We start from the raw sequence: 15004 nt of genomic DNA, 5'->3' as shown, positions 1-15004 counted from the left end.
AAGGGCCGTGTGAGTTGCCTTTCGGCAACTCACACGGCCCTATTAAAGTGAAATAAATGGTTATTCAGTCTCTGCGTAAGAAGCAATCAGCCCCATAACAATGCTGACAGCGTCAGACAACTCACTCTTTTCCATCGCATCTACAAATTTTCTGCGGTTTTCGTAGGTGGTCTCGATGGCATCATACAGGGAACTTCCGGTGACATTTTCTTCCTCCAGAACCGTGGAGAATCCCTGCTTTTCAAAGGAACGGGCATTTAAAATCTGGTCACCGCGGCTGGCGGCAGCGGAAAGCGGAATTAACACGTTCGGCTTTCTAAGTGCCAGGATCTCGCAGATGGAGTTGGCACCGGCGCGGGACAGGACGATATCTGCGGCAGCGAAGAGGTGGCGCAGCGGAGCATCTACATATTCATACTGAACATAGCCCGGACGTCCGATGAGGCTTTCATCCAGATGACCTTTTCCGCAGATATGTATTACCTGGTATTTCTGCAGAAGTTTTGGGAGCAGTTCGCGTACGGCATTGTTGATGGCAACAGCGCCAAGACTTCCGCCGATGACCATGATGATCGGTTTGGCGGCGGAAAGTCCTGTGAAGTTTAAGCCGGTCAGGCGGTCGCCCTGAAGTAATTCCCGACGGATCGGAGAACCGGTGAGGACTGCTTTGTCAGCCGGAAGGTACTGCAGGGTTTCCGGAAAGTTACAGCAGACTTTGGCAGCAGACGGGATGCAGATCTTGTTGGCCAGTCCCGGGGTCATATCGGATTCGTGGATGATGGTCGGGATCTTGAAGTGTTTGGCAGCCAGAACAACCGGAACTGCCACAAAACCGCCTTTGGAGAAGACCACATCCGGGCGGTATTTCTTTAAGAGTGCCCGTGCCTCCGCATAGCCTTTGATGACGCGAAAGGGATCAGAAAAGTTTTTTAAGTCAAAGTAACGGCGCAGCTTGCCGGATGAAATGCCATCATACGGAATCCCGGCTCCCTCGATGAGTTTTTTCTCGATGCCGTTGTAGGAACCGATGTAGTGGACCTCGTAGCCCCGCTCCTGCAAAGATGGCAGCAGAGCCAGGTTTGGTGTAACGTGTCCGGCAGTACCGCCGCCGGTCAGAACAATCTTCTTCATATAAAAATTACCTCCGGTTGGATAAAAGTCTGTGTAAGCGTAACCGTTTGGCATTCTCACGGTTACGTACGAGTACATATCTGTACTACTATAGTAACTGTCGTGCCTAAAATGTCAACCCTGAATCGCCATGAGAAATTTTTGCATTGCTTTTGTTTCCGGCCGCGCCGGAAGTTCACCGTGGCTGGATATCTCATTGCTTTACAGGCAGGGATTTTCTGAACGAAAAAATCCATTGCCTTTCCGAAAAAGGTTTGTTAGACTGGAGACAGAAAACGTTAAAAGAAAGCAGAGGAATTCACAGATGTTAGGAATCATTGGCGCCATGAAGGCGGAAGTAGAGCAGTTAAAGCAGGAAATGAAGCAGCCGGAGGTTGTGACGGTAGCAGGAATGGAATTTTATAAGGGAACCATCGGTGAAAAAGAAGTTGTGGTAGTCCAGTCTGGAATCGGTAAAGTCAGCGCCGCGTTATGCGTGCAGATCCTGGCAGACCGGTTTGGTGTGGACGGCGTAGTCAATACAGGGATTGCCGGTTCCTTAAAGGCTGAGATCAACATTGGTGATCTGGTGCTTTCTACGGATGCGATCCAGCATGATGTAGATGCTACCAATTTTGGTTACCCGCTGGGTGAGATTCCACAGCTTGGAACTCTGAATTTTGTTGCAGATGAGCGTCTGCGCAGTCTGGCAAAGAAGTGCTGTGAGGAAGTAAATCCGGATATCAGCGTTTATGAGGGAAGAGTGTTGACCGGGGATCAGTTTATCTGTAATAAGGATAAAAAAGAATGGCTGGGCGAGACGTTCCATGGCTTTTGTACGGAGATGGAGGGTGCAGCTATCGCCCAGGCAGCATACTTAAACAAGATCCCGTTTCTGATCGTGCGCGCCATCTCCGATAAGGCAGATGACAGTGCTTCCATGGATTATCCGGAATTTGAGCGTCAGGCTATCATCCACAGCACGAACCTGACCCGCGCCCTGATCCTGGCATATTAAGACGCGCTGACCTACTGAACAGTTACGACGCGTTTTTTAGCAGAATTTGACGAACGATTCTGAGCTCCCTGAACTTTTCAAATGGTGCCCGGGCAGTTATAATGATAGCTGTCTGAGACACCAGGGCGGCTGCACTTTCAGGTGGAGAGGATCCACACCTGGAAATTTTTGCAGCTGCAAAAGGAAAAGAAAGGGGAGCTGTTTTTATGCTGCAATTACTGGAAAGTGGCCGTGCACTGTATGTGCTGATGGCAGCCTGCGTATTGGGAATCCTGACACGGATGATCACCAGACGTGCTTACAAAAGATTGCTGAAGGAGAGCAAAGACCTTTCACTGACGAAAAACAAAAGTTTAAAAGAACTCCGGCAGAGAGCGGAGAATACATACCGGGTAAACCAGGGACTGGTAGACAGCGGAGCCTGGCTGGAGCATCAGCTGTATGATTTTAAGACCATGGGATTCCGTCTTTTAAGCTGGAGTAATATGGGAACACGGCTGACCTGGCTTTGCCTGCTGCTTGGCGGCGTCAGCGCATTTTTTTCTTACTGGTACCGGCTCGATACGTATTATGTTGTGATGTATGGAGGCGGAGCTGTGCTGATGGCAATGCTTACGATGCTCTTTGACGGAGGTATTGCCGGAGATTTAAAGGAACAGCTTCTGATCAGCCTCCAGGATCAGATTGACAATGTAGTCGGTCCGAAGATGGCACGGAACTTTTCCATGGAAAATGGCCGCACGGAAGGTCTGGGGGACAGGGGCGCACTGCGCAAGGTGAGCCGTCTGGTGGACCGGGCCGGCAGAATGGGACGTGTGGAGCCGGAAGAGGAGCCGGCAGTACAATCTGTACCCTCTGTGCAGTCAGCCGCCACGGCTTCTTCCGGGCGGAGAGAAAAACGCAGAAACAGCGGCCGCATGACGGTATCTGAAAAAACACCGGGAGTGGCATCGGTTTCGTCCGGTGCGACAGAATCGGGGCAGGCGGCATCTGCGCAGGAGGTGCCTGTCCGGGAGAAGAGTATCCGAGATGCAGATTTTATTAAGCGGGGATTGGAACAGATGGCTGCAAGCCGGGAGAAAAACAGAAACGGTGATGAAAACTGGATCCGGGATCTAAAGCCAGAGGAGATTGAACTGATCGGAGATATTTTAAAGCAGTATCTGGCATAAATAAGAAGGACGCATTTTCCATATCACAAGGAAAATGCGTCCTTTTTTGTGGTGCATTCCAGCGGTTTTACCGGTACAGTGGCACGTCTGGTAACATTTACTCTTCTATGACTTCAATCTCCAGATAATCAAAATCGATCTGCTCAATGAAGCTGTCTTTGGTGAAACGTGTTTTTGCATGACGCTTAAAGTCATTGATATTGGAAGAAAGCCAGATCGGTTTCCCAAGATCAAATTCATAACAGATATCATCCAGTGCCTGAAATACCATACTGGTGCGGGACATGCTGTAATCGGTCAGGCAGATCACGGTGTCGGTTATGAGGTGACTGTCTTTCCAGATTTTTCCCCACATACGAAACATAAATGTTTGCTCCTTTTTGTTTATAACTGCTTCGTTCCTTACAGTTGCGTTTATTTTAAGAGTATAGAAGATTTTTTCCTTTCTGTAAAGAAACTTTTGTCTGGATACAGACTGTGGATACAGACCGTGCGATCCCAGAAATTGTTATGCTGCAATTACAAACTTTTTATGATTGTCCGCCAGAAATAGTTGGACCAATCCCTTCGATTGTAGTAAACTGTATATAATATATGGGGGAAAAGCTTTCACAAAAGACAAGCTTTCGAAGGAGGAAACCGTTATGGCGCAGACAATTGAGGAATGCCTGGACTATCTGGCAGCAGCAAGAGAATCTGTTGAGGAATTGTCACTTGCTGCAGATCGGGAAGAACAGTTAAAACAGGATGAAACCCGTCTGAAAAAATCTCTGGATGCAGAAAAGAAGCAGATGGCAGATGCCGTTGGAACCACAGTAAAAAAACGGAGAGAAGATTTAAGTTCCAGCTATGACGTAGAAATCAATAAAGCACAGGATCTGCTCAAAAAAGCCCGGGCAAAACGCGAAAAAGCGAAAAATCAGGGAATGAAAGAGCGGATTGCGGAGGAAACATCTGAACTTCACGAATATAATAAGGAACTGATCAGCCGCATGAGGGCAAAATTCCGGGAATATCATGCACCGACCTGGTGCCGGAGCCGTCTTTATTACAGCCTTTACATGCCCAGATGGGCAAAAGAGTTCTTCAGCCTTCTGATCTTTATCGCCTTGTTTTTCCTGGCACTGCCATTTGGTATTTATGCCGTATTGCCGGATCATAAGACCTGGTATCTGGCGCTTATTTATGTGGCAGATATTCTGGTCGTGGGCGGCATTTATATGTGGATCGGAAATCACACCAAGCTTCAGTATGCAGAGTGTTTAAGAGAAGGCCGCCAGATCCTCGACCAGATGCATGCCAACGATAAAAAGATCAAAGTCATCACCGGTACGATCCGGAAGGACCGCAATGAGTCTCTTTATAACCTGGAAAAGTATGACGATGAGATCGCGCAGCTGACCCAGGAATTAAACGAAGTGGCAGCGAAGAAGAAAGAGGCGTTAAATACATTTGAAACCGTGACAAAAAACATTCTTCAGGATGAGATTGAGCATGGTCACCGGGAAAAGATCGGGGAACTGGAGTATCAGTATGAGGATGTGAGAAAGCAGCTTCAGCTTACCACGGCAGAGGTAAAAGCCCGCCGTCTGACTTTGACAGACCAGTACGGAAGTCATCTTGGCAAAGACTTTTTGGATCCGTTCAAGCTGCAGGATTTGAGCAATATCCTTCAGCAGGGCCGGGCATCCAATATCAGTGAAGCAATCCGTGTTTACCAGGAAGAGGAAAAGAAGCGCTGACGCATAAAAGTTGTCCCATGTGCCTATAATAGGAGTAACAAAATGGTGCAGGCGGGATAAAACATGAAAAAGAAAACCAGAGAGCAGGACATATACTATTTCGATTCGAGGGAGCAGGAGGATACTGTGCTTTGTGCCAGTATGCTGCGGCAGATGATCGGCGAGATCATGCTGCAGGAGAATCGAAAAGGGGTCCTGCTCTTTTGTATTGGAACAGACCGCTCGACTGGTGACAGTCTTGGTCCGCTGATCGGCCATAAACTGAAATCTTCCGGAGTAGAGGATGGCTCTGTCCAGATCGTTGGAACCCTGGATTGCCCGGTCCATGCCATGAATCTGGAACAGGCTGTTTTTATGGTGCGCCGCTGTTATCCAGACCATGTGATCGTGGCTGTGGATGCATCGGTGGGACAGAGTGAGCATGTGGGCTGTATTACTTTGGGAAAAGGAGCGCTCCGCCCGGGACTTGGGGTGAGCAAACAGCTGCAGGCGGTGGGAGATATTTTTATCACCGGGATCGTGGGCGGATACGGAAATTATGATCCGCTGATGCTGCAGAGTGTCCGGCTTTCCGTGGTGATGCGGATGGCGGACTATATCTGCGCCAGTGTCCGTCAGGCGCTGCACCAGGATGTACGCAGTTTTTGTCGAAGAGTTTTTTGAATGAACGGACTGAAACTGACAAATTATACGCAGGCGGTATGGTATGATGCATCAAACAGGCTGTGGATGGACAGGCAAACTGTATACAGCCGTGCGAAGCTTGCGGCAGTTTCTGGCAAGGAACAGAGCTGCTGTAAAATATCATGCAGCGGGGTGAGGTCATGGGAGAACTTTATAATCCGTATCCGAAACTGCCGAAAAACATCCGGCAGGTCGGAGAACGGGATCAGGTGGTAAAGCTTTATATTGAGGATTATGTCAATACATATTTAAAACGCCTCTATCCGACCGGCGGGCAGGATCTGCGGGTTGGTCTTTTGCTGGGAGAGATCCGTACAGAAGACGGAGTCCCGTTTCTTTTTATTGACGGAGCCATGGAAATGGAGCAGGTGACCCGGGAAGGGGAAAAAGTAGAATTTACAGAGGAAGCCTGGAAAAAGGCATATCAGGTTATGGAGCAGATGTTTCCACACCGCAGTGTACAGGGTTGGTTTTTGTGCGGGGCACCGGGCTGTGCGCTGAGTCCGCTTGATTACTGGAAGCAGCACGGACAGTATTTTGCAGGAAAGAACCAGCTGATGTATCTGAATTCCGGACTGGAGGGGGAAGAAGCGATCTACACCGCATCGGAGGATGGATTTTATAAGCTGCGCGGTTACAGCATTTACTATGAGCGGAACCAGATGATGCAGGATTATATGGTTTCCAGAAAGGATGCAAGGCGGGTGGAAAGCGGAACGCGGGATATGGTGATCCAGGATTTCCGTGAGCGGATGGAGGACAGGCATCAGAGTGCAGTGCGGACCCGTTCGGCGATCGGACTTTTGGGCGGGGCATGCAGTGTCATGGCGGTCCTGGTTTTAGCCGGAGGTCTGGTGATGTTTGGAAATTACCGGAAAATGAAAGACATGGAAGCAGTGATTGCTTCGGTCATGCCTTCGGATGGGAAAGCGGGGGCATTCCGCTCTTTTGCAGGAGCAAAGAGCGCCGATGAGATCGAAGTGGAATCGGTTCCGGGGGAAGTTTATCCGACGCTTGCAGATATTGTGATCACGCCGGAGCAGCAAAATGGCGCAGAAAATGAGATGGAAACAGGTCGTGCCGGGGCAGAAAATTCCGGATCGGAAGGAACAGGCCGCAACGGGACAGAAAATTCTGGACCGGCGGGAACAGAAGACAGTAAGACTGGAAACACCCGGACAGAAGCTGGTGCAGCATCAGGGGAATCTGGGACCGGAAACCCGGCAAACGCAGAGGTGCTTCACGGCGGCAACGCAGGGGCTTTGGCAGATGCGGTGCAGATTCCGTCAGATGCAGTCAAACATGTGGTGCAGGAAGGGGAAACTTTATACGGAATCTGCATGGAACAGTATCACAGTATGGCACAGATCCCACAGATCTGCGCATGGAATGGCCTAGCGGATGAGAATCACATTTCAGTGGGGCAGGAGTTGTATCTTCCGGCGAAATGAGGTATACTTGAATGAGGTATCGGCCTCCTGACGCGTATGAAAAAAACGTAACGGGCAGGGACCGGTAGCCCATTCCCTGTTAAAATGGGTGAGGGCACGGAACAGTTACGCATCAGGAGAGAAAGAAAATGAGTGACTTCAGCTCCATGAGCAGAGAGAGCAAGAAAGATAAACTGCGCAGACAGATCGTGAAACCGCAGCAGACCGCGTGGAATACTGAGCCGGAAGAAGACAGCGAAACCGCGGTGCGCAAAGCACATAACCGGGTGCTGAGAAGAAAAGGGCTGATTGTCCTTCTGGTGCTGATTTTCATCGTGGGAGGCGCGGCAGCATGGATCATGTACCAGCGCAATTACCATTATTCCGGATATGATACGGCGTGGCAGGTAGACTTAAATGAAGGAAGCCTTGTCGGCTATGAACGTTTTGGCACGAATGTTTTGAAATATACCAAAGATGGGGCGTCTTACATGGACAACAGAGGGCGCACTGTCTGGACAGAAAGTTATGAAATGAATTCGCCGATCATTTCTGTAAAAGGTGATTATGCGGCGATTGCAGACATGCAGGGAAACAGCATTTATATCTGCAATACAGACGGAACCTTAGGGCAGGCAACGACCGTGCTTCCGATCAGTAAGGTAGCTGTGTCCGGTACCGGCGTAACGGCAGCGGTACTGGAAGATTCTACATCCAGTTACATTACTTTTTTCCAGAAAGACGGCACTTCCCTGGATATTACCGTGAAAACCAATATGTCTGGAGATGGTTATCCGTTAGACATTGCCCTTTCGGACGATGGAACACAGCTGATGTGTTCGTTTGTTCATCTGCAGGGCAGCGAACTGAAAAACCGCGTGGTATTTTACGATTTTTCAGAAATAGGAAAGAATGTTCCCAACCGTCTTGTGGGCGGCTTTGATGACGAATTCCAGAGCGATATGGTTCCCCGGGTAACTTATATGGGGGATCCGTATTCCTGTGCTTTTTCGGGAAAAGCGCTGACGTTCTTTTCCTCCAGAAACCTGGCATCACCGGAACTGGTCGTGCAGAGAACGATCGATGAGCGGATCGACAGTGTGCTTTATTCTGATGAGTATGCGGCAGCGATCGTCCGCAATACCAACGGGGAATATGGAAGCCGGCTGGAGGTCTATAAAAAAGACGGCACCCATGTACTGAGCAAAGAGTTCAATTTTGAATACACCCATGCAGATATCGATGACGATCTGATCATCCTGTACAATGAAGATTCCTGCAGGATTTATAATATGAATGGGACAGAAAAACTCGATATGACGTTTGACTTCCCAGTTTCAAAGATCAGAAAAGGACGGTTCCCGGGAACACTTGTGGTAACCGGTCCGCAGCAGATGCGTGAGCTGAAGCTGCGCTAGCCGGACTGTAGGAGTACGATGCTCTTATAACTGTTTTTCGGTTACATACATACAGATTCTGGCTGCAAAAGAGTTATGCAACAAAAATTATATATACCAGGAGGTCTCACCAATGAACACTATTGATACCATGTCTGTGAACGCAATCCGCGTATTATCTGCAGATGCGATCCAGAAAGCAAAATCCGGTCATCCGGGTCTTCCGCTGGGCAGTGCTCCGGCTGCATATGAGCTTTGGATGAACCACATGAATCACAATCCGGCAGATCCGCAGTGGGCAAACCGCGACCGTTTCATCTTATCCGGCGGTCATGGCTCCATGCTGTTATATTCCCTGCTCCATTTATTTGGATATGGCGATCTGTCCAAAGAAGATCTGATGAATTTCCGTCAGTTAGGTTCCAAGACCGCCGGTCATCCGGAGTACGGTCACACCGTTGGTGTTGAGGCAACGACCGGCCCGTTAGGTGCAGGTATGGGCATGGCAGTCGGTATGGCAGCAGCAGAAGCACATCTGGCAGCAATCTTCAACAAGGAAAATTATCCGGTTGTGGACCATTACACCTATGTACTGGGCGGCGACGGCTGCATGATGGAAGGCATTTCCTCCGAGGCATTCTCCCTGGCAGGAACCCTTGGTCTTTCCAAACTGATCGTATTATACGATTCCAACCGCATTTCCATCGAGGGAAGCACTGATATCGCCTTTACCGAGAATGTGCAGGAGCGCATGGCTGCATTCGGCTTCCAGACCCTGGATGTTGCAGACGGCAACAATTTAGAGGAGATCGGCAAGGCAATCGAGGAAGCAAAGGCAGATACCACCCGCCCGTCCTTCATCACCATTCACACCCAGATCGGTTATGGCTGCCCGGCAAAACAGGGCAAGGCAAGTGCACATGGCGAGCCGCTGGGAGAAGAAAATGTTGCAGCTATGAAAGATTTCCTGGGCTGGCCGTCCAAAGAGCCGTTCTATGTACCGCAGGAAGTGTATGATCACTACAGAGAGGCAGCTAAGGAGAAGGCTGAGGTTGAAGCAGCATGGAATGTGATGTTTGCTGCATACTGCCAGGAGTACCCGGAGATGGAAGCACTCTGGAACCAGTACTATGGCGGCACCGACGAGCTGGCAAAGGCTCTTATGGAGGATGAATCCTTCTGGGCAAACAGCGAGAAAGCTGAGGCAACCCGTAACCTTTCCGGTAAAGTCATCAACAAGTTAAAAGACCGTATGCCGAACCTGATCGGTGGTTCTGCTGACCTGGCACCGTCCAACAAGACGAACATGAGTGATGCAGGCGATTTCTCCAAGGCAGATTACGCTGGCAGAAATATGCACTTCGGTGTGCGTGAGCTGGCTATGACCGCAATCGGAAACGGTATGATGCTGCACGGCGGACTGCGTACCTACGTATCCACCTTCTTCGTATTCAGTGACTACACCAAGCCGATGGCACGTCTGTCTGCTCTGATGAAGCTGCCGTTAACCTTTGTCTTCACCCACGACAGCATTGGTGTCGGCGAAGACGGTCCGACCCATGAGCCGATCGAGCAGCTGGCGATGTTCCGTGCAATGCCGAACTTCCATGTATTCCGTCCGTGTGACGCAACCGAGACTGCAGCAGCCTGGTACAGCGCAGTAACCTCCAAGACCACACCGACCGCACTGGTACTGTCCAGACAGAACCTGGCTCCGATGCCGGGAAGCAGTAAGGATGCCTTAAAGGGCGGCTATGTCATCGACGACTGCGAGGGCACCCCGGACCTGATTCTAATCGCTTCCGGTTCTGAGGTAGAGCTTTCCGTAAAGGCAAAGGCAATCCTGGCAGCAGAGGGCAAGAAAGTCCGCGTCGTATCCATGCCGTGTATGGATCTCTTCGAGGAGCAGTCTGCTGAGTATAAAGAGTCTGTACTTCCGAAAGAGGTACGCAAACGTGTCGCAGTAGAGGCACTGAGCGACTTTGGCTGGGGCAAATACGTCGGTCTTGACGGTGCATGTGTCACCATGACCGGCTTTGGCGCAAGCGGCCCGGCTTCCCAGCTCTTTGAGCATTTCGGCTTCACTGCAGAGCATGTTGCTGAGGTAGCACGCAGCCTGTAGTTTTGACGTGAGAATGAGGACATACTATGGGTGAAAATACAAAGAAATGCATTGGTATTGATGTGGGGGGAACCTCCGTCAAGATTGGTTTATTTGAGACAGACGGTACCTTACGGTTTAAGTGGGAAGTTCCCACCAGAAAAGAAGAGGGCGGTCGGTATATTTTAGAGGATGTGGCTGCTTCCATCCGGGAAGTGCTGGCGGAAAGGGAGATTCATTTAGCAGATATCCTGGGAGCCGGACTCGGCATTCCGGGACCGGTCCTGCCGGATGGTTACGTGGAGGTTTGCGTAAATCTTGGATGGCGGGATGTAAATCCACAGAAGAAACTGAGCGCCCTGTTAGACGGCATCCCGGTAAAGAGCGGAAACGATGCCAACGTGGCAGCGCTTGGTGAGATGTGGCGCGGCGGCGGCATGGGCTTTACCGATATTGTCATGGTAACGCTTGGAACCGGCGTGGGCGGCGGCATCATCATTGACGAAAAGATCCTTGCAGGCAAACATGGACTGGGCGGCGAGATCGGCCATATCCATGTCCGCGATGAAGAGTGGGAACACTGCAACTGCGGCGGCGTAGGCTGTGTAGAACAGATTGCCAGCGCAACCGGTATTGCCAGGGAAGCAAGACGCCGTATGGCGGCAGAAGAGACGCCTTCCATGCTTCGCCAGTATGGCGATGACGTAACCGCAAAGGATGTTCTGGATGCGGCAAAGGCAGGAGATAAACTGGCGCTTTCCGTTGTTGAGACGGTAGGCCGTTATCTGGGATTGACCCTGGCAACCATTGCCATGACGGTGGATCCGCAGATGTTTGTCATTGGCGGCGGTGTCTCTAAGGCAGGTCAGTTTTTGATCGATATCATCGACAAATATTATCAGCATTATACCCCGATTTCGGAGAACAAGGGGATCATCGGTCTGGCAAAGCTGGGAAATGATGCAGGAATCTACGGAGCAGCCCGTCTGGTCCTGGATTAGAATTTTATATGTATCAAAAAAAGAAATGCCCGGAGCATGGTTGCTCCGGGTTAACTATTGCAAATCTGTATAAAATCGTATAAAATGAGGAGACCCCGGTGGACTTTCGTCCAACCGGGGCAATTATGAAAAATCTATGTGCAATTTGACTGTTTCATCAAGTTACAACCTTTTCTTAAGTTGTTTTTAGTATAGGAAAAAGTTGTGAATAAATTATGAACGACACATGAACAAACTGTAAAAAATAGTGCAAAATCAATAATTATCTTTCGCAAAGCACGATTTCTTTGTGAAAATAGCAAGAAAGAAAACCTGGAAATTACCAATAAGAGGAGGACATTATGTCAGAAGAGAGAAGAAGACGGACGATCGTAATCGGTCATAAAAACCCGGATACCGATTCCATCTGTTCCGCAATCTGCTATGCAGCACTGAAATCCAAAATTACCGGAAAAGAGTATGTTCCGGGCCGTGCAGGTCATGTGAATGAGGAGGCCCAGTATGTGCTGAATTATTTTAACGTGGAAGCACCGAAGCTGATCGAGAGCGTAAAGACCCAGGTAAAGGATATTGAGATTCGTGCGACCAAGGGCGTCAACCGCAACATTTCCTTAAAGAAGGCATGGAACCTGATGCAGGATGCCCACGTTACAACCTTACCTGCAGTCAGTGAAAGCGGAGTCCTGGAAGGACTCATCACCGTTGGCGATATCACCAAGTCTTACATGAATGTTTTAGACAGTAGCATTTTGTCTAAAGCACACACCCAGTATAAGAATATTCTGGAGACACTGGAGGGTGCCATGGTAGTTGGCGATGAGAACGACTATTTCGATCAGGGTAAAGTTCTCATTGCAGCGGCAAACCCGGATATGATGGAATACTACATTTCCGAGCATGATCTGGTGATCCTTGGAAACCGCTATGAGTCCCAGCTGTGTGCGATCGAGATGGAAGCAGACTGCATCATCGTCTGTGAGGGCGCTGCTGTTTCCATGACGATCCGTAAGCTGGCACAGGAGCATGGCTGCACTGTTATGACCACACCGTATGACGCGTACACTGCAGCACGTCTCATCAACCAGAGTATGCCGATCGGACATTTCATGAAGACGGAAGACCTGATCACCTTTGAGGACAGCGATTTTATCGATGACATCAAAGAAGTTATGGCAAGCAAGCGTCATCGTGATTTCCCGATCTTAAATAAAGATGGCAAGTACCTCGGTATGATCTCCCGCAGAAATTTGCTGGGTGCAAAGGGCAAGCAGATCATCCTGGTAGACCACAACGAGAAAAACCAGGCGGTAGACGGTCTGGAAAACGCAGATATCCAGGAGATCATCGACCATCATAAACTGGGAACTGTCGAGACCATCTCCCCGGTATTTTTCCGCAACCAGCCGGTCGGCTGCACCGCAACCATCGTATATCAGATGTATCATGAGAATAATGTAGAGATCGACAAAGCAACCGCGGGCATGCTGTGCAGCGCGATCATTTCCGATACCCTGTTATTCCGCTCTCCGACCTGCACTCCGATCGACAAGATGGCAGCAACTGAGCTTGCAAAGATCGCTGAGATTGATATGGACCGTTATGCGGCAGATATGTTCTCCGCGGGCAGCAATCTGCGCGGTAAGAGCAATGAGGAAATCTTTTATCAGGATTTCAAGCTGTTCAATTCCGGCAAGATCAGCTACGGCGTAGGCCAGATCAGCTCCTTAAACGCAGACGAGCTGACGGAGTTAAAAGACCGTCTGCTTCCGTTCTTAAAGAAGCCGCACGAGGAGCATGGTGTAGACATGATCTTCTTCATGCTGACCAACATCCTGACCGAGTCTACCTCCCTTCTTTGCGAGGGTGAGGGCGCAGAGGACCTGATCCGTCTGGCATTCCATATGGAAAATGCGGGTGATGATGCAGAAGCGAATGTCGTAGAGCTTCCGGGCGTGGTATCCAGAAAGAAACAGCTGATCCCGTCGATCATGATTGCCAGCGAAGCATAAAAGGAGAAGATTATTATGGGAAAACAGAGTTGGCGGGGCGGCAATATGCTGTACCCGGTACCGGCCGTGATGGTAAGCTGTGCACGACCTGGTGAAAAACCCAATATCATAACGGTAGCCTGGGCCGGGACCGTCTGCTCTGCCCCGGCTATGCTCTCCATCTCCGTGCGCAAGGAGCGTTATTCCTACGACATTTTAAAGGAGACCGGAGAATTCGTTGTAAATCTGGTGACAAAAGACCTGGTCTTTGCAACCGATTACTGCGGTGTGAAATCCGGCCGCGATACCGATAAGTTCAAAGAGATGAAACTGACACCTCTGCCGTCACAGCACATCAGTGCGCCTGGCATTGCCGAGAGTCCGCTGAACCTGGAATGTCGTGTGAAACAGGTGGTGGAGCTTGGAAGTCATGACATGTTCATTGCGGAGATCGTGGGTGTGACGGTGGACGATCGCTACATGGACGAGAAGGGTACCTTCCATTTGAATGACGCGAAGCTGGTGAGCTATTCCCACGGAACCTATTTTGAGCTGGGAGAAAAGATCGGAACGTTTGGATATTCGGTGCGGAAAGATTCGGCAAAAGCGACTGCGAAGAAGCAAAAGACGGAAGCGTCCGGAAAGACAGCTTCTGCGAAAAAGAAAAAAGAATCCGCAAAAACGTCAGGACGAACTGGAAATAGAAGCGGAAAACTTTCAGAAGCAGTGAAGCACACACGCAGGAGGAAAGCAAAATGAAATCAAACATTACCCTGGTAGGCATGCCGGCTTCCGGCAAGAGCACCATCGGCGTTTTGCTGGCAAAACGCCTGGGCTATTCTTTTGTTGATGTGGATATTGTGATCCAGGAAAAGACCGGTCAGTTATTAAAAGAGATCATTGCAGAGCGCGGAACAGAAGGCTTTTTAAAAGTCGAGGAAGACGTGAACGCAGGGCTGGAACTGGAGCGTTCCGTGATCGCTCCGGGCGGCAGTGTCATCTACGGTCCCAAGGCGATGGAACACCTGCATGAGATCAGCACGGTTGTGTACCTGAAGCTGAGCTATGAAGATGTAAAACAGCGCCTGGGCGATTTAAAAGACCGCGGCGTTGCCTTAAAAGACGGTATGACACTTCTGGACCTTTACAAGGAGCGCGTGCCGCTCTACGAGAAGTACGCAGATGTGACCATCGATGAGACTGGAAAGAGTCTGGGTGCCTGTGTCGACGAGTTGCGAAAGATCATGGAAAAGCGGATGGAAGACGGAGAGCAGGCACGCCCATAATTTTGGCATGGAACAGGTATGCTATTCATGATGTAGAAACAGCATGCCCTGTTTCGCGTAAAGAGACCTGTACAG

At 49.8% G+C, this 15004-nt stretch carries 13 protein-coding genes; 11 read left to right on the top strand and 2 right to left on the bottom strand.

Going from position 1 to position 15004, the window contains the following annotated elements; translation table 11 throughout:
- Positions 1-60 precede the first annotated feature (60 nt).
- Positions 61-1131, bottom strand: a complete 1071-nt coding sequence (locus tag DXB18_RS09380; protein ID WP_118707403.1) for an undecaprenyldiphospho-muramoylpentapeptide beta-N-acetylglucosaminyltransferase — start codon at positions 1129-1131, stop codon at positions 61-63.
- Positions 1132-1435: 304 nt separating this feature from the next.
- Here DXB18_RS09380 and DXB18_RS09375 point away from each other — a divergent pair, with 304 nt between their 5' ends.
- Both DXB18_RS09375 and DXB18_RS09370 read left to right on the top strand, forming a co-directional pair.
- A complete protein-coding gene (locus DXB18_RS09375) occupies positions 1436-2128 on the top strand; it encodes a 5'-methylthioadenosine/adenosylhomocysteine nucleosidase (RefSeq protein ID WP_118707401.1) in 693 nt (230 codons plus the stop codon).
- A 206-nt stretch (positions 2129-2334) separates the two neighbouring features.
- Positions 2335-3300, top strand: a complete 966-nt coding sequence (locus DXB18_RS09370; protein WP_118707399.1) for a hypothetical protein — start codon at positions 2335-2337, stop codon at positions 3298-3300.
- Between the two features lie 97 nt (positions 3301-3397).
- On the opposite strand, the gene DXB18_RS09365 is transcribed toward DXB18_RS09370, so the two are convergent.
- On the bottom strand, positions 3398-3664 hold the full coding sequence (locus DXB18_RS09365; protein ID WP_118543156.1) for a hypothetical protein: 267 nt from the start codon (positions 3662-3664) through the stop codon (positions 3398-3400).
- 280 nt (positions 3665-3944) lie between these two features.
- On the opposite strand from DXB18_RS09365, the gene DXB18_RS09360 reads away from it, so the two are divergent.
- The 9 genes from DXB18_RS09360 (at position 3945) to DXB18_RS09320 (ending at position 14929) form a co-directional block, all read left to right on the top strand.
- Positions 3945-5042, top strand: coding sequence for a hypothetical protein (locus DXB18_RS09360; RefSeq protein ID WP_118707397.1), 1098 nt, complete (start codon positions 3945-3947; stop codon positions 5040-5042).
- A gap of 63 nt (positions 5043-5105) precedes the next feature.
- A complete protein-coding gene (gene yyaC / locus DXB18_RS09355) occupies positions 5106-5705 on the top strand; it encodes a spore protease YyaC (protein ID WP_118543158.1) in 600 nt (199 codons plus the stop codon).
- 143 nt (positions 5706-5848) lie between these two features.
- Positions 5849-7177: a LysM domain-containing protein gene (locus DXB18_RS09350; RefSeq protein ID WP_347560078.1), complete on the top strand. Its 1329-nt coding sequence runs from the start codon at positions 5849-5851 to the stop codon at positions 7175-7177.
- A 128-nt stretch (positions 7178-7305) separates the two neighbouring features.
- Positions 7306-8574: a DUF5711 family protein gene (locus DXB18_RS09345; RefSeq protein ID WP_118707395.1), complete on the top strand. Its 1269-nt coding sequence runs from the start codon at positions 7306-7308 to the stop codon at positions 8572-8574.
- 112 nt (positions 8575-8686) lie between these two features.
- Positions 8687-10675: a transketolase gene (gene tkt, locus DXB18_RS09340; RefSeq protein ID WP_118707393.1), complete on the top strand. Its 1989-nt coding sequence runs from the start codon at positions 8687-8689 to the stop codon at positions 10673-10675.
- Between the two features lie 26 nt (positions 10676-10701).
- Complete coding sequence (locus tag DXB18_RS09335; protein ID WP_118543161.1) at positions 10702-11655, top strand: ROK family glucokinase; 954 nt, start codon at positions 10702-10704, stop codon at positions 11653-11655.
- A 341-nt stretch (positions 11656-11996) separates the two neighbouring features.
- A complete protein-coding gene (locus DXB18_RS09330) occupies positions 11997-13664 on the top strand; it encodes a putative manganese-dependent inorganic diphosphatase (protein WP_118543162.1) in 1668 nt (555 codons plus the stop codon).
- 15 nt (positions 13665-13679) lie between these two features.
- Positions 13680-14402, top strand: coding sequence for a flavin reductase family protein (locus DXB18_RS09325; RefSeq protein WP_118707391.1), 723 nt, complete (start codon positions 13680-13682; stop codon positions 14400-14402).
- Positions 14399-14929, top strand: a complete 531-nt coding sequence (locus DXB18_RS09320) for a shikimate kinase (RefSeq protein ID WP_118707389.1) — start codon at positions 14399-14401, stop codon at positions 14927-14929. Before DXB18_RS09325 ends, DXB18_RS09320 begins: the two co-directional genes overlap by 4 nt.
- Positions 14930-15004: the final 75 nt, after the last annotated feature.

It is taken from the genome of Clostridium sp. OM02-18AC (genome assembly GCF_003481825.1).
Classification (GTDB): Bacteria; Bacillota; Clostridia; order Lachnospirales; family Lachnospiraceae; genus Brotaphodocola.
The sequence above is the reverse complement of the archived record's forward strand: the minus strand, read 5'-3'. Positions and strand labels throughout refer to the sequence as shown.